General features: G+C 65.4%; 13 protein-coding genes. 6 read left to right on the top strand and 7 right to left on the bottom strand.

What is annotated here, in order from left to right; translation table 11 throughout:
- The first annotated feature begins 70 nt into the window (after window positions 1–70).
- The 3 genes from Spa11_RS12750 (at window position 71) to Spa11_RS12740 (ending at window position 6,026) form a co-directional block, all read left to right on the top strand.
- Window positions 71–2,473, top strand: a complete 2,403-nt coding sequence (locus Spa11_RS12750) for a PSD1 and planctomycete cytochrome C domain-containing protein (protein WP_145112805.1) — start codon at window positions 71–73, stop codon at window positions 2,471–2,473.
- A 62-nt stretch (window positions 2,474–2,535) separates the two neighbouring features.
- A complete protein-coding gene (locus Spa11_RS12745) occupies window positions 2,536–3,987 on the top strand; it encodes a DUF1501 domain-containing protein (RefSeq protein ID WP_145112803.1) in 1,452 nt (483 codons plus the stop codon).
- A 35-nt stretch (window positions 3,988–4,022) separates the two neighbouring features.
- On the top strand, window positions 4,023–6,026 hold the full coding sequence (locus tag Spa11_RS12740; protein WP_145112801.1) for an alpha-L-arabinofuranosidase C-terminal domain-containing protein: 2,004 nt from the start codon (window positions 4,023–4,025) through the stop codon (window positions 6,024–6,026).
- A 233-nt stretch (window positions 6,027–6,259) separates the two neighbouring features.
- Here Spa11_RS12740 and Spa11_RS12735 read toward each other — a convergent pair whose 3' ends face one another.
- Entirely contained in the window at window positions 6,260–7,276 is a 1,017-nt protein-coding gene (locus Spa11_RS12735; protein WP_145112799.1) for a sulfite exporter TauE/SafE family protein, read from the bottom strand.
- A gap of 221 nt (window positions 7,277–7,497) precedes the next feature.
- On the opposite strand from Spa11_RS12735, the gene Spa11_RS12730 reads away from it, so the two are divergent.
- The gene (locus tag Spa11_RS12730; protein WP_197529359.1) at window positions 7,498–9,273 is read left to right on the top strand and encodes an outer membrane protein assembly factor BamB family protein; all 1,776 of its coding nucleotides are present in this window, start codon (window positions 7,498–7,500) and stop codon (window positions 9,271–9,273) included.
- Window positions 9,274–9,376: 103 nt separating this feature from the next.
- Here the strand turns inward: Spa11_RS12730 and Spa11_RS12725 are convergent, their stop codons facing one another.
- The 3 genes from Spa11_RS12725 to thrC form a co-directional block, all read right to left on the bottom strand.
- The gene (locus Spa11_RS12725; RefSeq protein ID WP_145112795.1) at window positions 9,377–11,554 is read right to left on the bottom strand and encodes a T9SS C-terminal target domain-containing protein; all 2,178 of its coding nucleotides are present in this window, start codon (window positions 11,552–11,554) and stop codon (window positions 9,377–9,379) included.
- A gap of 31 nt (window positions 11,555–11,585) precedes the next feature.
- Entirely contained in the window at window positions 11,586–14,012 is a 2,427-nt protein-coding gene (locus Spa11_RS12720; RefSeq protein WP_197529358.1) for a glycoside hydrolase family 2 TIM barrel-domain containing protein, read from the bottom strand.
- 109 nt (window positions 14,013–14,121) lie between these two features.
- Window positions 14,122–15,534: a threonine synthase gene (gene thrC / locus Spa11_RS12715; protein ID WP_145112791.1), complete on the bottom strand. Its 1,413-nt coding sequence runs from the start codon at window positions 15,532–15,534 to the stop codon at window positions 14,122–14,124.
- Between the two features lie 375 nt (window positions 15,535–15,909).
- Here thrC and Spa11_RS12710 point away from each other — a divergent pair, with 375 nt between their 5' ends.
- Both Spa11_RS12710 and Spa11_RS12705 read left to right on the top strand, forming a co-directional pair.
- A complete protein-coding gene (locus Spa11_RS12710) occupies window positions 15,910–16,263 on the top strand; it encodes a TraR/DksA family transcriptional regulator (RefSeq protein WP_145112789.1) in 354 nt (117 codons plus the stop codon).
- 23 nt (window positions 16,264–16,286) lie between these two features.
- Complete coding sequence (locus Spa11_RS12705) at window positions 16,287–16,904, top strand: signal peptidase II (protein ID WP_145112787.1); 618 nt, start codon at window positions 16,287–16,289, stop codon at window positions 16,902–16,904.
- 6 nt (window positions 16,905–16,910) lie between these two features.
- Here the strand turns inward: Spa11_RS12705 and Spa11_RS12700 are convergent, their stop codons facing one another.
- Genes Spa11_RS12700 through Spa11_RS12690 form a run of 3 tightly spaced genes read right to left on the bottom strand, consistent with a single transcriptional unit; the run spans window position 16,911 to window position 21,602 of the window.
- Window positions 16,911–17,948, bottom strand: a complete 1,038-nt coding sequence (locus Spa11_RS12700; protein WP_145112785.1) for a hypothetical protein — start codon at window positions 17,946–17,948, stop codon at window positions 16,911–16,913.
- Window positions 17,932–19,938 carry a hypothetical protein gene (locus Spa11_RS12695; RefSeq protein WP_145112783.1) on the bottom strand — a complete coding sequence of 669 codons (2,007 nt, stop codon included), beginning with the start codon at window positions 19,936–19,938 and terminating at the stop codon, window positions 17,932–17,934. Before Spa11_RS12695 ends, Spa11_RS12700 begins: the two co-directional genes overlap by 17 nt.
- Complete coding sequence (locus Spa11_RS12690; RefSeq protein ID WP_145112781.1) at window positions 19,935–21,602, bottom strand: MotA/TolQ/ExbB proton channel family protein; 1,668 nt, start codon at window positions 21,600–21,602, stop codon at window positions 19,935–19,937. Before Spa11_RS12690 ends, Spa11_RS12695 begins: the two co-directional genes overlap by 4 nt.
- Window positions 21,603–21,784: the final 182 nt, after the last annotated feature.

Genomic DNA, 21,784 nt, shown 5'->3' with positions numbered 1-21,784 from the left:
CATCGCGCGGACTCGATTTGAGGCTCGTTTGCGGCGTTTCGGAGTCGCTAGTCCTTGCTATCCTGGAAGGATGCGACCTCTTCAAACGCCTCTTCAAGCTTGGCTTTTCGCCGGCGCATTGTTAATCACCCTCGGCGCCGCCAAGTTTGCCATCGCCGGGGAGCCTGCGCGGATCGACTTCAACCGCGACATCCGGCCGATCTTGTCGGACAGCTGCTTCGCCTGCCACGGTCCCGGCACGCAAGAAGCGGGGCTGCGGCTCGACAGCTTCGAGCACACCACCGAGTGGGCCGTCGTCGCGGGCGATCCCGATTCGAGCGAGGTCCTCGCCCGGGTCTTGTCGGACGACCCCGACTACCAGATGCCGCCCCCCTCGGCGAACCGCCCGGCCGTCACCCCGGCGGGCGCCGAGAAGCTGCGGCAATGGATCGCTGAAGGCGCGGAGTACCAATTGCATTGGGCCTACCTGCCGCTGAAGCGAGCCGAGCCGACCGCGGCTGAGACCGATACTTGGTCCCGAAACGCGATCGATCGCTTCATTCTCGCCAAGCTCGCCACGCAAGACCTACGGCCTTCACCCGAAGCCGATCGCGAAACGCTCGCCCGCCGCGTCTATCTCGATGTGACGGGACTGCCGCCGACAACGGCTCAGCTCGATGCGTTCTTGGCCGACAACCGCCCCGACGCGTACGAGCGCCTCGTCGATTCGCTGCTCGAGTCGCCGCGATACGCCGAGCGGATGGCGACGTGGTGGTTCGACCTCGTGCGTTTCTCCGACACCGTCGGCTACCACGGCGACCAGGACCACCGCATCGCGCCGTACCGCGATTACGTCCTCAAGTCGTTCCATGAGAACAAGCCGTACGACGAGTTCACCGTCGAGCAACTCGCCGGCGACCTCTTGCCGAACCCCGATCTCTGGCAGCGTGTCGCCACGGGCTACAACCGTCTCCTGCAAACCTCCCACGAGGGCGGCATCCAAGACGACGAGTACCGCGCCAAGATGATGGCCGACCGGGTGCGGAACGTCTCAGAGGTGTGGCTCGCCGCGAGCATGGGCTGCGCCGAGTGTCACGATCACAAGTTCGACCCGATCAGCCAACGCGACTTCTTTCGCATGGGGGCGTTCTTCGCCGACGTCGATCACTACGCGTCGTTCGTGCCGATCGCCGAGAATACGTCCCCCGCGATGCGTCCGCCGGAGATGCTGGCGTGGACGCTGCCCGTCTACGAGCAATTGCAGAAGATCGACGCCCAGATCGCCGAGCTCGAAAAGCAACTCTCGGGCAAGATGCCCTCGCCCGACAAGACACCCGAGCTGATGAAGAAGCTCACCGAGATGCGCCATCAACGCGTCGATCTCGAGGCGAAGTTCACGCCGACACTCGTCACGGAAGCCGTCGAACCCCACGAGGTCCGCCTCTTGCCACGCGGTGACTGGATGGACAAGTCGGGGGAGGTGGTAACGCCGGCGACACCCGCCGTGCTGAATGGGCCGGCCAGCGACGAGAACAGTCGGCTAACGCGCCTCGACCTCGCCCGCTGGCTCGTGTCGGGCGAAGAGAACCCGGTGACGCCGCGTGTCGTCGTCAATCGCTTATGGCGGCTTTACTACGGTTCGGGCTTTACCAAGACGTTGATCGACATGGGCTCGCAGACCGAGCCGCCAACCTATCCCGAGTTACTCGATTGGCTCGCGCTCGAACTCGTCGAGAGCGACTGGGACCTCAAGCACGTCATCCGCTTGATGGTTACTTCCAGCGTCTACCGCCAGGACTCGGCGCCGCGATACGAGTTGCAAGACCTCGACCCACAGAACCGCCTGCTCGCCCGGCAATCGCGGATGCGCCTCGAAGCCGAGCAGCTCCGTGACACGGCCCTGCAAGTCAGCGGCCTGTTGAAGCACCAGTTCGGCGGAGGATTCGCCTATCCCTATCAACCGGAAGGCTACTACGCCCAGCTGGCGTTCCCCGAGCGGGATTACCAAGCCTCGCAGGGCGACGACCAACACCGCCGTGGCGTCTACACGCACTGGCAGCGGCAGTACCTGCACCCGTGGCTGTTGGCGTTCGACGCCCCGACGCGCGAAGAGTGCACCGCCCAGCGCCCTGTGTCGAACACCCCCAGCGCCGCCCTGGTGCTGCTCAACGACCCCTCGTTCGTCGAAGCGTCGCGCGCCTTGGCGGCTCGCGCGCTGACCGAACCGGCCAAGCCGGCGACCGACGACGCGCGGCTCCGTTGGGCGTGGCGCGAGGCGACCGGGCGCCAGCCGCACCGTGACGAAGTGGCGGCGCTCGCCGACCTGCTAGCGAAGCACCGCGACCATTACGCCGCCGAGCCACAAGCGGCCGAGGAGCTGCTCGCGGTCGGCGTGGCGCCGCGGCCCGAGGGCGTCGCCACCGCGGAACTCGCCGCCTGGACCTCGGTCGGACGGACCCTCATCAACCTCAGCGAAACGATCACCCGCGACTAATCGTGCCCAGCCAACGGGTCGCTCTCATCAAGTGGGTCACTCCCAGCCAGCGGGAATCTTCTATGTCGATCAATCCATACGACCTCTCGATGCAACGCCGCACGTTCCTCGGCCAATCGGCTCTGGGCTTGGGGGCGCTCGCCTTGTCGAACCTGTTGGGCCGCAGCGCCTTAGGATCGACGGCGCCGACCGACCCGCTGCTGGCGACGAAGGGCGCGTTGCCCGTGCTGCATCACGCCGCGCGCGCCAAGCGCGTCATCTTCCTCTGCATGGCGGGTGGGCCGAGTCATCTTGAGCTTTTCGACGAGAAGCCCGAGCTCGCCAAGCTCGACGGCCAAGCGATGCCCGAGAGCTACACCGCCGGTCAGCCGATCGCGCAGCTGCAAGGCAAAGAGCTGCTCTGCTGGGGCCCGCGCGCGAAGTTCGATTCGTACGGTCAATCGGGCCAGCGCATCGGCCACTTCCTGCCCTCCATGGCGCAGCACGCCGACGACATGTGCATCGTCCGGTCGATGGTCACCGAGCAGATCAATCACGACCCGGCTCACACGTTCATGAACACCGGCACCAGCATCAGCGGTCGGCCGAGCATGGGCGCCTGGATCAACTACGGACTCGGGTCCGAAGCGGACGACCTGCCGGGCTTCGTCGTGATGACCAGCCGAAGCGGCCGTTACCCGCAGCCCGTCTCGTCGCGCCAGTGGCACAGCGGCTTTCTGCCGAGCAAGCACCAGGGCGTGACGTTCCATTCGACGGGCGAGCCCGTCCACTACGTCAGCAACCCGCCCGGGGTCGATACACAGCGGCAGCAAGACGTCGTCGAAACGCTCGGCGCCCTCAACCGCCTGCACAACGCCGAGGCCGACGACCCGGAGATCGCCGCGCGCGTCTCGCAGTACGAGCTGGCGTTCCGCATGCAGGCGAGCGTCCCGACGCTCACCAACATCTCCGACGAGCCACAGCACGTCCTCGACGCCTACGGCGTCAGCGGCGCCGACGGCTCGTTCGCCTACAACTGCTTGCTCGCCCGACGCCTCGCCGAGCGGGGCGTGCGCTTTGTGCAGCTCTACCACCGCGGCTGGGACCATCACGACAACCTCGACGGCTTCATGAAGCAGTCTTGCGAGTCGGTCGACAAGCCGACCTCGGCGCTACTGTCGGACCTCAAGGAACGCGGCATGCTCGAGGACACGCTCGTCGTCTGGGGCGGCGAGTTCGGCCGCACGCCGATGGCGCAGAAGAAGGCCGCGAACTCGAAGCTCGGCCGTGACCATCACATCAAGGGCTTCTCGATGGCCCTTTTTGGCGGCGGCGTGAAGGGTGGCGTCACCTACGGCGCCACCGACGAGCTGGGCTACAACGCCATCGAGAACGTCGTCCACGTCCACGACCTGCACGCCACGATGCTGCACCTCTTGGGCGTCGATCACAAGCGGCTTACGTACCGCTACCAAGGCCGCGACTTCCGCCTCACGGACGTCGCGGGACACGTCGTGAAAGACATCCTCGTCTGAGCCGGTGATCACGCTCGCCCCCACCTGAGATCGAGATGAAGCCCTCTTTGTTGTTGCTCGGCGCGGTCATCGCCGGATGTTCGAGCCTGGCGGCGGCCGCCGAGCCGACGACGCTCTCCGTCCGCGGGCCCGGCAAGCCAATCAGCTCGGACCTGTTCGGCGTCTTCTTCGAGGACATCAACTACGCCGCCGACGGCGGGCTCTACGCTGAGCTGATCCAGAACCGTTCGTTCGACTACAGCCCCATCGAAAGGACCGATTGGAACGCGTTGAGCTTCTGGGAAGTCGTCCGTCGCGATGGCGGCGAGGGGAACGTCGCGCTCGACCTCGCGCGCCCGCTGCACCCCAACAACCCGCACTACGCCGTGCTCGAAGTGGGCCGCGTCGGCGGGGGCGTCGGGCTTGCGAACGCGGGGTTCGACGGCGTCCCCGTCGAGGCCGCGAAAACCTACCGCGTATCGTTCTTCGCGATGCCGTTGTATCTCGACCACCGCTGGGGCGGTCGCCAAGCCAACGACCAGACGCCCCCGCACCGACTCATCGCGCGGCTCGAATCGAAAGACGGCAAGCCGCTCGGTGAGACGACGTTTGAAGTCACCGGCTCGAAGTGGCGGCGCGTCACGGGCCAGATCGAGGCGACCGACACCGACCCCGACGCCCGCTTCGTCCTCCTCAGTGAGACGCAGGGCGGGATCGCGCTGGACGTGATCTCGCTTTTCCCCTCCGACACCTTCAAGGGACGTGTGAACGGCTTGCGTCGCGACTTGGCAGAATCGATCGCCGGCCTCCACCCTCGCTTCGTCCGCTTCCCAGGCGGCTGCCTCGTCCACGGCAACGGTCTGCCCAACATGTATCGATGGAAGGACACCGTCGGGCCGATCGAGCAGCGTCGCGCGCAGCCGAATATCTGGGGCTACCACCAGTCGGTAGGCCTCGGATACTTCGAGTACTTCCAGTTCTGCGAAGACATCGGCGCCAAGCCGGCGCCGATCGTGCCCGCGGCCGTCAGCTGCCAGAACTCGGCGCACACGGGCGGCGCCGGTCAGGACGGTCTGCCGATGGAAGAGATGCCCGCCTACATCCAGGAGATCGTCGATCTGGTGGAGTGGGCGAACGGCCCACCCACCAGCCGCTGGGGCGCCGTTCGCGCCGCCGCCGGCCACCCCGAGCCCTTTGGGCTGGAGTACCTCGGCGTCGGCAACGAGGACCACATCACGCCGGAGTTCGAAGAACGCTTCGAAATGATCGACGAGGCGCTGCGCGAGCGCTGCCCCGAGATCACGGTGATCGGCACCGTCGGTCCCTTCCCCGACGGAACCGACTGGGAGGAGGGTTGGCGGATCGCCAATCGGCTGCGTGTGCCGATCGTTGACGAGCACTACTACCGGCCGCCCGGGTGGTTCCTTGAGAACGCCGGGCGTTACGACGCGTTCGACCGATCGCGCTCGAAGGTTTATGTCGGCGAGTACGCCGCCCATGACCGCGACCGCCAGTCCACGCTGCGCTCGGCGCTCGCGGAGGCGGCGTACATGACGCAGCTCGAACGCAACGGCGACGTGGTCGTGATGGCGTCGTACGCCCCGCTGCTGGCGAAGAACGGCCACACCCAATGGCGGCCCGACCTCGTCTACTTCGACAACCAGGCCGTCTACCCGACGATCAACTACTACGTGCAGAAGCTCTTCGGCGCCAACGCCGGCGACAAGCTGCTTGAGCTCGATCTGACTGGCGAAACGGGCCTGTTCACTTCGGCCGTGCTCGACAGCGCTACGGGCGAAGTCATCCTGAAGATCGTGAACCCTGAAAGCGATTCGAGGGCGTTGCGACTCGATCTCACCGCTCTCCCCTCCCCGGCCAAGCGGGCGAAGGTCTGGACCCTCGTCGGCGACCCCGACGCAACGAACCCCACCTCGGCTCAGGAAGCGAGTCCACCGGTCCTCGAGCCTAAGGAAGCGACGATGGCGATCGCAGACGCCGCCCATTTGACCGCGCCGGCCCACTCGCTCACCGTGCTGCGGTTCGCCAGCGAAGAGCCCTAGTGAGAGACCGGCCAAGCTAAGGCCGCTGTGTTGCGACGGCGACTCCAAGAAGGGCCTCGTGAGACGCGTCAGGAGGCCCATAGACGCAACCGAATAGCCGATCGACCAAATGTCGAGAGAGCCCACAAAGTCGCTGCAGACGGCTTGCGAGAGCCTCCCAGAGGCATGCCTGAGGCTGTCTCCGACGACTTCCTCATTGCGGCCCCTTCCTACCCCTATTGGAGGCCCCGCGGTCAACTCGGCGCCGCGGCGGACCAGCTGCCACCCCACAGGTACAGCTTGCGGAAGACCGCCTCGATTGCCAGCACCGCGACGAACGAAATCACCAGCGGCGCCCCGGTGACCCGCTGGTCAATCACCGTCCAGGCGTACTGCCCGACGCAGAGCAGCGAGACGATCACCAGCGTCGGGGTCCGCGGAAGCAAGTTGACCACCAGCGCCCCGATCGGCGCCCCGAGGGCCACGATCGGCGCCGCGGCGAGCCAGTTGGCGAACACCTCGGGGTCGATCGCGTAGCGGCTCGGCATCAGCTGGGCGAGGGCCGCGTTGGTCACGATCCCGAGCAGCGACGCCGCCGCCATGATCACCACCGAGGTTGGCACCGCGGTCTTGAGGTCGCTGCGGTAGAGGAGCACCAGCACGGCGTAAAGTATCATGTCGATGCCGACCCCCGTCACGGCCGCAGCGACGCCGCCGAGCAGCCCAACGGCGTAGCCTACCGGCCGCTCGTAGGGCTTGGGCAGGTCGGGGTCGCTCTTGGCGGCGACGATCGCGCGCATCTTCACGAGGTGCATGACTCCGAAGCTCGCCCAGATCACCGCGAAAGCGAGCTTCACCCACAGGTCGGGGAGCGCCGGCGCCACCACCGCCGCGCCGAGCGGCACGCCAACAATCATCCCGCGGAGCGCGGGCCAGAGGACGCCCCAGTCGAGCGGCCGCCGCGCCGACAGCAGGTAGATCGTCGCCGACACCATGCCGATCGATTGGATCGCCAGCGCAAAGTTCCGGCCCAGTGAACTAGGGAAATCGAACAGCAGCACCAGCACCGGGAAGCCAACCGTGCCGCCCCCCATCGGCGTCGAGCCGGCGACGTACGAGCCGAACCCCATCGCCAGCGCTATCGGCCAGTGCTCTTTAACCACCTCCCAGCGCCCGCCCGTTGAGACCAGCACCAGCCAAACCGTGTAGAAGGCGGCTAGCCAAAGGAGGAACGGCCAGACGCGGGCGGGCTTGATGACTTCGTTGGGCATTGCGGCTGGCGTAGGGCTCGGCGGGAATGCCCACAGCATAGGGACCGCCCATACGGCGGGTAGTGAGCGGGAACACGCTGCGCAGCGTTGATCAATTGCTGTTCAGCCGACGCTACGCCAACTGCCTCGAGGCCAAACGCTGATAGGCAGCCGCGCGATCGCCGCGTATGTTGTGGAGAACCCGGAGCCTTCACATGGAAGCCGCCCCCCCTGCCCCGTCCATGCCTGCCGCCGCGCCCGTTGAGGAAAAAGCTGCCGCCGCGCCGCCACGCACCTGGCCGGTCGTCGTGCTGCTGGTGTTGATGGCGCTGACGCGGTTCGCGCCGCAGCTCTTGGACGACAACGGCCCGCCGTGGGTCTGGATTGTCGCCGCGATGGGGCCGCCGATCGGCGCCCTGTTGATTGGGCTGTGGTGGATGCTCTTCAGCCGCACGAAGAGCTGGGACCGAGCGCTGCTCTTTTTCGGCATGATCGGCGCCTTCGCGCTGACGCTCGCGGTGATGCATCCGACGATGCTCGGGCCGGGCGTGCTGGTGATGACGATCCCGATCGGCGGCGTCCTCTTCGCGTTGGCCGCCATCTTGACGCGCGAGCTCCCCTCATTCCGCCGCACCATGATCGTGCTCGCCTGCGGCGCTGTTGGGATGGCGACCTCGACGCTGGTGCGCAGCGACGGCATGTGGGGCAACTTTCTGTTGGGCGTCGACTGGCGGTGGACGACAACCAGCGAAGAGCGCATCGTCGCCTACGCCGCCGACCGCGAGGCGAAGCAGGTCGATGCGGCGAGCGTGGCGGAGTCTCTCGGCGACATCCGCTGGCCCGGCTTCCGCGGCCCCGACCGCGACAGCAAGCAGCACGGCCCGGCGATCGCGACCGACTGGGACCAGACGCCCCCCGAGCTGCTCTGGAAGGCGCCGGCGGGGCCGGGTTGGTCGTCGTTCGCCGTCGCCGGCAAGCTGCTCTTTACGCAAGAGCAACGCGACCAGGCCGAGACCATCGTCTGCTACGACGCCGACTCGGGCAAAGAGATTTGGACCCGCGCGTTCGAGGGCCGTTTCGACGACCCCCTCGGCGGCCCCGGCCCGCGGGCGACGCCGACGCTCGCCGACGGCGGGCTCTTCGTGCAAGGCGCCACTGGAATCGTGGCGTGCCTCGACGCGGCGACCGGCGAGGTGATCTGGCGCCGAGACCTGCAAGAAGAGGCCGACCGCAAGCCGCCGATGTGGGGCTTTAGCGGCTCGCCACTGGTGGTCGATTCGCTTGTGATCGTCTACGCCGGCGGCGACGGCGACAAAGGCGTCCTCGCCTTCGATGCGACGACCGGCGAGCCACGCTGGGGCGCGCCCGCCGGCGAGCTGGCGTACACGTCCCCCCAACTGGCGACCGTCGCCGGCAAACGCGTCGTGATGAGTCTCAGCAACACGGGCCTCGACCTGCTCGACCCGGCAACCGGCGAGCTGGTTTTACGCCACGACTGGCCCATCGATGTCCACCGCAGCGTCCAGCCGCAAGTGCTCGGCGACGCCGACATCGTCATCCCGTCCGAACTCGGCAAAGGGACACGACGCATCCACGTCGAAGAAAAGGAAGGCACGCTCGTTGATGAAGTGGTTTGGACTTCGCGCTCGTTGAAGCCCGACTTCAACGACTTCGTTATTTACGAGGACCACGCCTACGGTTTCGACGGCAGGATTCTTGTCTGCGTCAAACTCGCCGACGGCAAGCAAGCCTGGAAAGGCGGCCGCTACGGCAAAGGCCAAGTGCTGTTGCTCGCAGACGCAGGCCTCCTGCTGGTCGTCAGCGAGCAAGGCGAGCTCGTCCTGCTCGAAGCCACGCCCGAGCGCCGCGTCGAGCTCAGTAAGTTCCAGGCCCTCGACGGCAAGACGTGGAACCACCCCGTCGTCGATGGCGATCGGCTCTACGTCCGCAACTCGCAAGAGGCGGCGGCGTATCGGCTGCCCCTGGCGGAGTCGGGCGAGGAAATCGTCGTGCGATAGTCTTTGGGAGTTATCGGCGAGCCGGGAGCGTCAGCGACCGGAGTAACCCGGGTACCCGCTTCAACTCCGGTCGCTGACCCTCCCGGCTCGCCGACTCATTTTATCACTTCACGAGACTGTTGAGGTAATCCTCAAGGTTCGTATACCCATCGCCATCCGCGTCCGCGGCGCCGTCGCTCGCGTCATCAGGGTCGAGGCCGTGGGAGACTTCCCACTCGCCGGGCATGCCGTCCCCGTCGGCGTCCCAATCGGCGGGGCGATGGACCTCGGGGTAATCATCCCAGCCGCCGACGTCTTCTTGCGTGTCGGGGAGGCCCGGCAGGCCGCTGACGCTCCCCCTGTAAGTCGTCTTGCCCGTGCGGACCTCTTCGATGACGCGTTGGTCGTGCTTGTCGAGCGTCGGGACATTGCAGCCGATGTCGGCGAGCACGTCGTGGTAAGCCTTCTTGGCCGAAGTGGTCGCGACATACGGCTCGAAGAACGGCTCGTCGGAAATGAAACCTTCGATTGGATCGCCGTTGTCGGCCTTCACGCCGGCGTAGCGGTCGCCCGCGCCGTACTTGCCCTCCATGACGTTGCCCTTGACGTAGTAGTCCTGCGGACCGAAGGCGCCTACCCACTTGCGTTCGGGCATCAACACGTGGAACACGCGCGACGCGGGGCCGGGCTTGTAGTAGTTATTGACGAACTGGACCTCTTTGGCGCCGCCGTCGGTGGTGCGGTGATCCCAGTTGAAGACAACGTTGTTGCGGATATCGAGCCGGCCCATGTGGCGGTTCGCTTGATCGACGCTGCCGGCAAGCGACCAGTTGCGGCCCGCGCAGTGGGCAAGCAGGTTGTGATGGAAGCTGCCGATGTCGCCGCCGATGCTCGCCGCGAAGCCGTGCGACTTGCCCTTCTCGTACTTCTTGTGGCCGGCGATGTTGAGGGCCTCGCTGATCAGCGTCCGCTGGAGCGTGATGTTCTTCGCGCCGCGCGAGCTGAACGACTCGTCCTGCGTCCAGCTGATCGAGCAGTGATCGACAATGGCGTGGTCGCAGCTGGCGAGTCCCATGCCGTCGAGCGTCTTGCCCGAGGGATCGCCGGGGCGGACTCGCATGTAACGCACGATGAGGTCCTCACAGCCGAGGCCGCCGAGGTTGTAGTCCGAGAGGCAAACGCCATCGCCTGGCGCAGTCTGACCGGCGATCGTGAGCTCATCGTTTCGCATGATCAACCGACTCTTCAGCACGATACGGCCTGACACATCGAAGACGATCGTCCGTGGCCCTTCGGCCTCGACCGCATCGCGAAGACTGCCCGGACCCGCGTCGTCGAGATTAGTGACATGCAGAACCCGTCCGCCGCGGCCGCCGCGGGCGAAGCGGCCGTAGCCCTCGGCGCCGGGGAAAGCGAGGTGACGGACGCGGAACGTCCAGACGTCGCCGTGGATGACTTCGCCGTCCTCCATCACCGTATCGACGCGCCAAGCATGGTTCGTCAGGCTATCGCTTGCCGCAATGGAGACGGTTGTCTCAGCCTTGTCGAGTTCACCTTGAGAATCGTCAGCGACATTGGCTTGGCTCTTGGCTTCCGCGAGGTCACGGTCGTGCGCGACGTAGAGCCGATAAGACTTCGCCCCTTTGACGGGCCGCCACGAGAGCATCACTTCGCCCGACTCAGCATCGACGTGGCCATCCCAATTGGCTGGTGAAGGAGCCGCCGCGCGCTTGGCGGGATCGGCGGCGCCGATCTCCAGAGCATTGAGGACAAGCGAACCTTGCTCGGCGGTGAGGCGGAGCTTCGTGGGTTCCCCTTCGGCGGCGTCGAACTTGACATAGGTCGCGGCGCCGTCGTTGTTCGTCTCGGCGTTGGTCGATGCGGTCGCCGTTGCTTCCGTGTCGTTGGGGCCGTTGAGCCGCAGAGCGGCGGGCTTCTCGTCGCCGGTGACGTTGTGAAACGCGGCGAGGCTGTGCGGGCCGGCGGGCAACCCTTCTATGATCAGCTCAATCGCTTCGCCCTGACACCGAACGCCATCGGCGACCAGAGTCGCGCCGCTGGGGAGGCCGGGCTTGTACAAGAAGCCTTCGAGCGGCGCGCCGACGCCGCGGAGCGTGACCTTAACTGTGCCGATAGTTGTCGAGGCCTCCTCCTCGCTACCGATCTCCCAGTTCTGCCAGCCGAACGTCTTCGCGTCGGACCGGCCCGTCGTGGCGCTGAGGTCGAGGCGGAGTGGCTCTGCTGCGTGCAGTGTTGCGGTGCAGGCGACTAGGGCGACCGCGGCCAAAGAAGCGAATTTCATGGGTAGCGAAGAGTTGTGAGAAGTGTTGGTCTCAGCGGGGCGCCGATGGCGGCGCGAATTCGAGTTGGATCGTTGCGGGGGGTACGCCCTCGGCCTCGGCGGTGACCTTCACGGCGCCCGGTTTACCACTGCTACGCACGATCACCTGCGCGCGGCCGCGGTAAGTCGAGAAAGAGTTGCCGGCGTAGACGCCGTGATTGGTCAGGTCGACGTTGCCGACCGCTTGAATCGTAGCGGGGCCTTCGACCTTGAACCGCACGACTCGGTCCGCCAGTGGATGAACGACGCCGTGGTCATCGACGACATCGGCGTCGATGAAGACCAGGCTTTGCCGATCGGCGATCGCATCGGTGCGGTCGGGAGTAAGCCTAATCGCTCGTGGCGTGTTAGCGGTGCGGAGGCTGAAGCGTTCCGCCTCCGCGCCTTCTTCCTTCAAGCCAACGACGATTAACTCGCCGGGTTCGTAGGGAACGGCGATCGTGGCGCGAAACTCTTCGGCCTCTGTCGTCACGGCTTCGCCGACGGACTTCCCATTGAGTAGCACACGCACCTTCGGCCAGCGCGAGGAGACGACAACATTGAGAGGCGTCCCCTCTTCCACTTCCCACGTCCACGATTCTTCCGACGGTTCGACTGACCACGGCGTTAGACCCCAATCGCCTTCGTGCGGGGGCTCGACGGCGGCGTGCAGTTTGGCGCCGCGGTCCCACACGATCTGCCGGTAGTGCGAGACGGGCTTTCGATGGCCGAGAAGGTCGATATCGCCGCATACGGCGCCTCGCCACGGCCACATGTCGGCCTCCCAGGGCTTCTTCGGCGGCTGACCCGGCGGGAAGACGCGGCCGAGACCCGCTTCGCCGAGGTAATCGATCGCAGTCCAGACGAAGTCGCCAACGACCCACGGCCGCGTGGTGGTCTCATGCCAATGGACGAATGCCTCGTCGGCGTAAGACTCCGTCCCCATCATGACACGCCCCGGCAGCCGTTCGTGATCGAGGGCGTATTGCTCCGGCGCGTAGTTGTAACCAGCCATGTCGAGCGGCGCGAACAATGCATCGAGATCGCTCCACGACCGCGATCCAAGGCCGTTGACGCCGACCGTGACGGGCCGTGTCTGGTCGAGGTCACGGATTAACGCCGCCATCTCTTTCGAGAGCTCCACCGCGTAGGCGTCGCCGCGCTCGAACATCTCGTTGCCGATACTCCAAGCGAAGACCGAAGCGTGGCGTCGGTCTCGCAGAACCATCGCCGCCAAGTCCTCGCGCCAGTGGGCGTCGAAATCTTCGCTGTAGTCGTGTTTGAGTTTGGGCTTCCGCCAGCTGTCGAAGGCCTCGTCGAGAACGAGCATGCCCCGTTCGTCGCACGCGTCGAGGAACGCCTCCGACGGCGGGTTGTGCGATGTGCGGACCGCGTTGAAGCCCGCCGCCTTCAGCAGCCGCACCCGGCGGCGCTCGGCATCGTCGAACGAAGCGGCGCCTAGAGGGCCGTGGTCGTGGTGGACGTTGCCGCCGAAGAGGACCACTCGCTCGCCATTCAGCAACAAGCCTTGCTGGGGATCGATCGATATTGTGCGTAGGCCGCAGCGCTGTGAGACCGAATCGATCAAGACTTGCTCGCCGTGCTCTGACACAGCGAGCAAATCAATCTGGGCTGCATAGAACGTTGGCGTCTCGATAGACCACGCTTGTGGAGATGCGACCTCGAAGCCGATCACCTGCGGCGCCCGCTCGCCAGCGGCCGAAACCATTCTCTCTGTCGTCTCGGCAACGATGGCGCCGCTCGTGTCGCGCAGCGTGACGTGGGCGAGCAGATCGAGATCGCGCTCGGTCGCGTTGTCGATGTCGTAGGCGACTTCGACAGCGGCACTCTCTGTCCTCAGCTCCTTAGTGCGGACCCACAGGCTATCCGCGGGGACCGTGACCTCGCTGCTCGTCCGTAGCCAGATGTGCCGGTAGATGCCCGAGCCGCTATGCCAACGGCTGTTGGGTTGCCCCGAGTTATCGACGCGTACGGCGATCACGTTGGGCCGGTCGAAGCGGACCCGATCGGTCACGTCGAAAGAGAACGGCGTATAGCCGTAGGCATGCTTGCCGAGCGGCCGGCCGTTGAACCAGACTTCGGAGTTGCGATAGACGCCCTCGAACTCAAGGCGGATGACGGCGCTAGGGGGCTGCGGCCGGAGCTTCGACGCTTCGAGTGGCAGCTCGCGCCGGTACCAGCCGACGCCGGCGATGTGATAACCGCCGCCGCCCTCGGACATGGCGTCTTTCGTAGGAGAAGACTCAACGCTCCAGTCGTGCGGCAGATCAACACGGCGCCAAGCGCGGTCGTCGAACTCAAGCCCCTCGGCGCCCGAAACGTCCCCTTGATGGAACCGCCAGCCCGAGTCGAGCAGCCGCCGCTCACCAGCAATCGCAGCGGAGGCGAGGCAGACGGCGAAGAGGGCAGCGATTCGCATCGAAGGGCGCATCCTTCGATTCAACCCTGCCCGAGGGCTCTGTGGCAACGGTTGGAGGGGTAGAAAAGCGGACCCGAATCCGGACGCGGACAGCGTTTGTGTTGCTTGCCTAACTGTTGAGCTGAATCGTCCGCACGATCGCGTCGAGTTCGTTCTCGACCTGCACCGCGCGGTTGGCGAACGCGGCGGTCGTCACGCCGCGGCTCCCCAGGACGCGGTTGAACTCGTTCTGGTCGCTCGAGTGGTAGGCGACCGTCGCGGTGGGGTCTTTCAGTTGGTGACCCGTCAAGACGCACACCACGCGCTCGTCGGGATCGATGACGCCCTGCTCGCAAAGGATCTTCGCGCCGGCGACGCTCGCGGCCGAGGCCGGCTCGCAGCCCAGCCCGTTGGCGGCGATGCGGGCCTTGGCGTCGAGCATCTGCTGGTCGGTCGCTTCGCGGACGACACCGTCGCAGCACTCCAACGCTCGCAAGCATTTCATCAGGTTTACAGGGCGATTGATCTCGATCGCGCTGGCGATCGTGTCAGCGCGCTTGGCGGAGGCGTCGAGTTCGGCGTAGTAGCTGTCGATGGCCGACACGTCGGGCGCGCCGCCATTCCAGCGGACTCCGAGCTCGTTATAGAGGGCGTTTAACGTGTTGGCGCCGGCTGCGTTAATAATCGCCACCCGCGGGACGCGATCGATTAGGCCTAACTGCTTCAACTCATGGAAGGCTTTTCCGAAAGAACTGGAGTTCCCCAGGTTGCCGCCCGGGACGACGATCCAGTCCGGGATTTCCCAGTTGAGCGACTCTAGCACCCGCAGCATGATCGTCTTCTGGCCCTCGAGCCGGAACGGGTTCACGCTGTTCACGAGATAGATGCCGAGTTGCTTCGACACCTGGCGCACCCGGTGCATAGCGTCGTCGAAGTCGCCGGCGATCTGCACCGTGAGCGCGCCGTAGTCGAGCGCTTGCGAGAGCTTGCCGTAGCTGATCTTGCCCGAGCCGATGAAGATCACCGCCTGCATCAGCCGGCTCATGCCGCAGTACAGGGCGAGCGACGCCGAGGTGTTGCCCGTCGAGGCGCACGCCGCGCGCTTGGCGCCGATCATGTGGGCGTGGGTGAAGGCGGCGGTCATGCCGTTGTCTTTGAAGCTGCCCGACGGGTTCATGCCCTCGTACTGCAGCAGCGCATTCCCCGGCTTGAGGCCGATGTAGTCCGCCACGCCCGCCGACGAATGGAGGGGCGTCTGGCCTTCACCGATCGTGACGATCTTGTCGTCCGGCGCGAACGGCAGCAACTCGCGGAACCGCCACACGCCCGATCGTTCCAGGGGCTCATTGCGGCGGGCCCACTTCTTCTCGAAGTCCTTGAGCGAACCCGGGACGGGGAGCCGGTCCCAGTCGTAGGCGATGTCGAGCAACGCGCCGCACTCCTCGCAGCTCGTCCGCTCTTCGCCAACGTCGTAGGTGGCGCCGCACGAGGGCATCACGCACTGTTGGAACGCCAGGTCGGTCTTGGTCTGAACAGCGGGCATGGAAGCGGTTGGCGGTTAGGCGACTGGTGATCGACCGGCGAGGGGCAGCTGACGCTGACTCTGCGACTTAAATCTGTTGTATCCGTTGCGGCGAGCGGGGGCGAGCGCGGGGCGCCGGGGCTCTCTCGTAGGTATCGGCAGTCCTCTAACCGCTGTCCTGCAAACGACTTACATAAAGTGTAGTTTCCAGGTCGCCGTCTAGCAACGCGCTAAGGCCGCCAACCCGCCGGCGTTCCCACGGGGCCGGGATTCGGGCGAACCGATGGACGCCGTCGGCGAACTCTGCCTAGACTGGTGAGTCTACCCCCGTCCGGCCGGAGGCTAGCGGGGCCTCGACGATTCACAACTAGGCGATGACGAGGACCGGAGAACGCGATGAAGAAGGCTGATATGCAGGCTTTCAAGCAGAATCTGCTCGTTCTGAGAGCCCGCTTGCGTGGAGATGTGAAGGCGATCGCGGACGTGGCGCTCAACGAATCGAACAATTCGTCGATGCCCATCCACATGGCCGAACTTGGCAGCGAGAACTACGAGCAAGAGTTCGCCCTCAGCCTTATGGAGTCCGAAGAGGACACCCTCGTAGCGATCGACGAGGCCCTGCACCGCATCGAGAACGGCGAATACGGAAAGTGCGTTGGGTGCGACAGCATCATCCCCAAGACGCGTCTCAACGCGATCCCTTACGCCGCAATGTGCGTCCGCTGCGCCGAGCAGCAAGAGGGCGGCTGACCGACTCTTACGGAGTGACGACGATGTCCGAGGGATTGGACACCCAACCCGTGACACTGCCGCCGGTGGCGCCGAACCGTTACGTCGCCTTTGCGCTGATCGCGTCGGTCGGGCTAGCGGCGGACCTTGTCACCAAGGCGGTCGTCTTCTCGTGGCCGGGTAAGCTCACGGGCCAGGTCTACTGGCTGTGGGAGGGGTACGCCGGCTTCCAGACCAGCCTCAACGAGGGCGCGCTGTTTGGCCTGGGATTTGGCCACGTGCCCGTCTTCGCGGCGATCAGCGTGCTCGCGGCGATCGCGATCCCGGTCTGGCTGTTCGTCTTCCGGGCCGCCAACGACTGGTGGCTGACCGCGTCGCTCGGTGCCGTGATGGCGGGCGTGTTGGGTAACCTCTACGACCGGCTTGGATTGTCGGGCGAGGTCTGGCCCGCCTTCGACCCCCGCGCCGGCGAGACGGTCTATGCGGTGCGCGACTGGATTCTCTGGCAGCTCAACGACGAGTGGCGTTGGCCCAATTTCAACCTTGCTGACGCGTTTCTTGTAGTCGGGGCTGGCGTGCTGTTCTTGCGGGCGATGTTCGAACCGACACACGCCAGGGGCGGCGGGTCCGAACCGACCGCGGGCCGGCCGGCCGCTGAGTGACGGGCGTCACTGCGTCACCGAGGAGAACCCCCCCCGGGCGCGGCTCGAGGTCACGCCGATCGGTGAGCCATCGGTCTTGAGGAATTGAGCGACGCGAAATCCGCGCTCGCGGAACCGGTTGACGATGGTTGCGGACGAATCAAAGCTGTCGGCATAGATGTAGAGCTGAATCACAACGAACTTCGGGTCTAACAACTCGATGCGCGAGCTGACGTAGCCTCCTGCTGAGAAGGCTTGTTCGGGGTCCTCGCCCCGCAGTGGCGTCACCTCACGTAAACGGAGCATATTGACCACCGGGAGAGGGCCCACCCGACCGCCAACGGAGCGGATCGACCAGCCGATCTCGGCCTCGCCGACAAAACCTTCGATCGGCCCAATGGTTTCTCGGGTGACGACCGGCTTGGCGGGATCGATCAGGGTGGGGATGTGAATCCCTTTGGAGAGGTCCTCCGCGAGCTCATTGAGAGGCACATAGACGAGCCGTCCCTTTTGGAGGCGGAACGAGATCAGTTCTTCCGCCTTGCCGTTGACGATCGGTGTCGGGGCGACCTCGACAATCTCGGCGTCGGGCTCCGGTTCGACCGAGGAGAGAGCGACTTGTTCGCGCGTTAGCCGGTCGAGTCGGAGTTGGGCCTGCGCGATCGCGTTGTGTGTCTCGAGGCTGCGCTGGTCGCCTTCGTTGAGGGACGTGCGGGCTTCATCAAGCTCCGCTCGAAGCTTGGTGTTGTAGAGCGCGGCCGATTCCCGCATCGCGTTGCGTCGATCGACTTCATCGAGGGTCGTGGCGACTTTGCCCACGAGCTCGCTGATCTCACTCTGCTCGGCGTGGGCTTGGCGGACAATTTCGCTGAGCTTCGTCTGGAGCGCTACGGTGGATTCGGCCTGCTCAGCGACGACAGCCTCGGGCGTAAAGATGACGCGGCCGGCGCGGACGCCAACAACCACCACCAACAGCACAAGGATGCCGACGATGTTGGCGACGATGTCCAGGAAGGAATCGCCTCCGGGGATATCGTCTTCTTCGTTCTCAACGGCGCGACGCATCGGAACCTCCGCCGGGATTAGCCGCTGTCGTGACGGGGTAAGCCTGGACCTTCACTCCCGCGGCTTCGAGCAAGCATCGCACGTCTTCTGCGCGATCGGCCCCGTTGCCCGCCACATTGAGGACCAATCGGGGCTCCCAATACATGCCGTCGCCCGCCATACCCCAGGTGTCGGCGTGCTGCTTGAGCACGGCAATCAAGTCGTTGATTTGACCTGTGGTGGCGCCGTCGAACTGAATCGCTTGCGTACCCGCCGACGCCCGTTCCATGTCGCTAACGGTTCGAACCGTATCGGACAGCACAACAGCGCGGTCATGCGACACATAAAGCCGGATCGGGCGGATCATCGGCAGGCCGTCACGCGTCGTCGTCTGTCGCTGAGCCCCACCGCCGGCCGTGGCGTTTTTCGGCGCCTGAGTCCTGCTCGATCCCGCATTGACGCTGGCTTCGCCGTGCTCCTTTGGCGAGGCCGGGTCGGAGGCGACACCGGTTGTGGCGAGAACGCTGCGGCTATCCTCGGGTGGCGGCTGTGCGCCAACGGAGGCCTTCGCGGTCGCAACCGTGCCCGTCTCTTGCCCTGGCGTTTCAACCGCCGCTTCCTCTTCGGAAGATGGCTCAACCGCCGTCGCTGCGACGCCCGCCGGCCCGGTGGAGCTAACCGCAATATTCTGTGAGCCAGCAGCTGACTGGGCCGAAGGTGGCGTCATTTCCGTGGCTTGCGGCATGCCCGTTATCAGCGGCGACTGCTTGGCGCCTGGGACAGGCGCTTCGCTCAAGGCCGAAGCGGCCGGCATGCCTCCGCTGTAGCCCGAGCCGCCGACCTCGCCGGGGAGCGACCCCTCGATCCGCAGGCCTTCGAACGGGTTGTTCGAACGCGGGTTTGCTGGCCGGACGCGGATGCCCGTTTGGTTGGTGGCGACGCGACCGGCAGCCGTGTTCCCGGCGAAATCGGCGGCTCCGGCGTCGGATGATTGTCCATGGGAAAGAGCGATCACCATACGGGCTTCCGACTCAGCCGAGGCGAGGGCCGCCCCCACTTGCGGGATCACCTTGGCGAGACCTTCGCGTTCGGCACGGGCCGTTCGAACGGCGTCCTCAACCTGGGCTGCTAGAACGGGGTTGCTCTCGCCGTACTCGAGCTCCCAATCGTCGGCGACCGGTTGATAGCCGTAGTCGACGTCGGCCCCCTCCAGCGCCAGTCGGGCTTGGTAGTAAGAGAGGACGCCATCGGGACGGACGATCAGCAGCGGGTAGGGGCGACCCGATTCGTTGGCGGCGCGGGCCTCTGGGTGCTCCTCGTAGTACCGTGATACGGCCCGGGCGGCCGCGTTGACGGGGCTGCTGAAATCACTGGCGACAAGGTCTTGCCAAGTGAGATGCACGCCCTCGGGCTGCAAGACGATCCCCGTCTTGGTGCACTCGTAGTAGACTGGCGGGCGGAGCGTGCCGGCGCGGCCATCGCGGAGCGGCACGACAGCGAACTTCCGCTCGCGCCCTGCGGCGGCGTGCTTGAGTTGCTCGATTTCGTCTTCGATCTCGCCGGCGAGTTGGTTGAGCCGTTCCAGCTCTTGATCGGCGATCTTCGCGTCGTCGTAGTGCTCGTCCTCGACAGCGATCAGCTCCTTGGTCTCAGCGACGAGCGCCTCCGCCTCGTCGCTGAGGCGACGCAGGTGGTCTTCGATGTCGGAGAGCCGTTGTTGCTCTTGTCGTAGCCGTTGCTGGCCCTCGGCCTTGGCGAGGCGGAGTCGGCTGAGGACGCCCGCTGCTTCGACGATTTGCGACTCGAGCTGGCGTCGCTCGGGCGAGTCTTCGTCAACGCGCGCTGCTTCAGCGGCGACGCGGGCCGCCTCGGCTTCGACCTCGGCCTTCTCTCGTGAGATTTGCGCCATCGCGACCAGCAGCACGACCAGCGATCCCATCGTGCACAGCAGCACGGCCAGGAACGGGAAGAGCGAAAACGCCGACGGCTCTCCGCGGGCGGAGCGTCTCATGCGGCCTTGTGCTGCTGAACGGTCGACGGCGAGGGGGTGATCGCTTTCGGGGCGCTCGACTCACGCCCGACGCGGGCGCTGAGCAGCTGAATCGCCGCCGAGAGGTTCATAAGCGTCTCTTCGAAGTTGTGGGCGCGACCGAGCGAAGACAGGTTGCGGTTGAGCGTCTCTTCGAGCCGCTGGACGTGCCCGGTCGAATCGACAACCTTCAGAAGCACCTCGCCTTGTTTGACGAGTTCCTTCTGTTGGTCGATGGTCGCGCCGGCGGCGGAGACCAGCGCTTGTTGCATTTCGCGGAGGACCGCTTCGCTCTGGCGGACGAGTTTCTCTTGGCGATCGGCGGCGATCACCATCGCCTCGCCCATCGCCGCTTCGACTTCCGAGAGGTGGCGGCGGTTCTCGCTCGCCAGCTCGTTCTCGGCCTCGGTGAGCGTCTCGCCGTGCTTCTGCAGGGCTTCGACGAGCAGTTCGGCCATCCGCTCGAGGCCGTCGCGGAGATTGCCGAGCAGGCCATCGGCGCTAGTGACGAGTCGTCCGGTTTGTACCTCGCTGGTTTCATGCAGTCGCTGGGCGTGTTCTTTTTGGAGCCGTTCGAGCGAGACGAGCTGCGTCTTGACGGCGTCTGCGACTAGCGACTGCTGCTTGTTGAGCGATTGCGCCAAGCTGTTTAGCTGCAACTCGACCCCCGAGGTGAGGCCGGTGGCGTGGTCTTTGAGACCCTCCCGCAGGCCGTTCGCCAGGGTGGTGGTAAGTAGCTCGCCTGCCGAGGACGTCGCGTTGAGCCAGCGTTCCTGCATGTCGTCCATGAGGATCTGCCAAGTCAGCGCTTGGCTGTGGGTCAATTGCTCGACCGACTCGATCACCTGCTCGCTCATGCGGCGGATCGCAGCGACATTGGGGTCCTTCTGCGACCCGAATTGCTGGAAGCGGCCGATCAGTTGCTTAGCCGTGACACGATCGACCTCGTCGAGTAGGCGTTCTTCGGTGCTTTCCACGACGTAGACACCGAACCAGGTGATGAGCATCAGCACCATCGCTTGAGCGGTCGTGTCGAAGGCGACGGCGAGCGACGCCATCACCTGGTCGAGGGACTCCTCGAGGCTCTCGGGCGAGAGCTGGGCGATCGCCATCGTGATGCCGACGATCGTGCCCAGCATGCCGACGATCGGCAGCATCGCCCGCATGAGCTTGGGCAACGTGTAGCCGGCAGCGGCTTTGTCTCGATCGACTTGCGCGAGGTGCTCAAGGTGCGATTCTAACGTGTCACCCGAGCCGACGTTGACGACGTAGCCTAGAGCGGCACGCAAACGTCGAACAAGCGGCGTTCGTTGCAATGGTCCGGAAAGCGAATCGAGCTTCGCCAACAGTTGTGGCGCCTCGCCAACGGACTGACCCTCAGCGGGCGTTGGGCCCAGCGGCTCGACACGTGTAGCGCCGAGGTGGGCGAGCACCGCTGTCAGGCGGATCGCGAGCGCCGCCATGGCGACGAAGAACAGCAGCATCGAGGTCACTTCGACCGGATGCAATGCGCAGTATCGGGCGAGGATCGGCGAGCCGATCATGCCGCCCTGCATTGCCGCGTAGAACGCCAGGGTAGCGAGCCCACCCCAAAGGAGGGGCAGCCTCAGCAGCCAGTTTGCTATCGAAGTGATCGGGGGCATCATGCCTGCTTCCGTGCGGTTTATGCTCCTGACCCCGGACGCCAGCGCTGCTAGCGCCCCGGGCAGACACTCATTAATTCTGTATTCGGCGCCACCGGTAGATCCGTCTTAGGTTTTCCAGCCGGAATGGATTGCCGGGCCCTCAGGGTCCCTTTGCCGGCGCATCCGGCAGGAGCGTACGCCAA

Origin of the sequence: Botrimarina mediterranea, from assembly GCF_007753265.1 — a bacterium.
Lineage (GTDB): Bacteria > Planctomycetota > Planctomycetia > Pirellulales > Lacipirellulaceae > Botrimarina > Botrimarina mediterranea.
The sequence above is the reverse complement of the archived record's forward strand: the minus strand, read 5'-3'. Positions and strand labels throughout refer to the sequence as shown.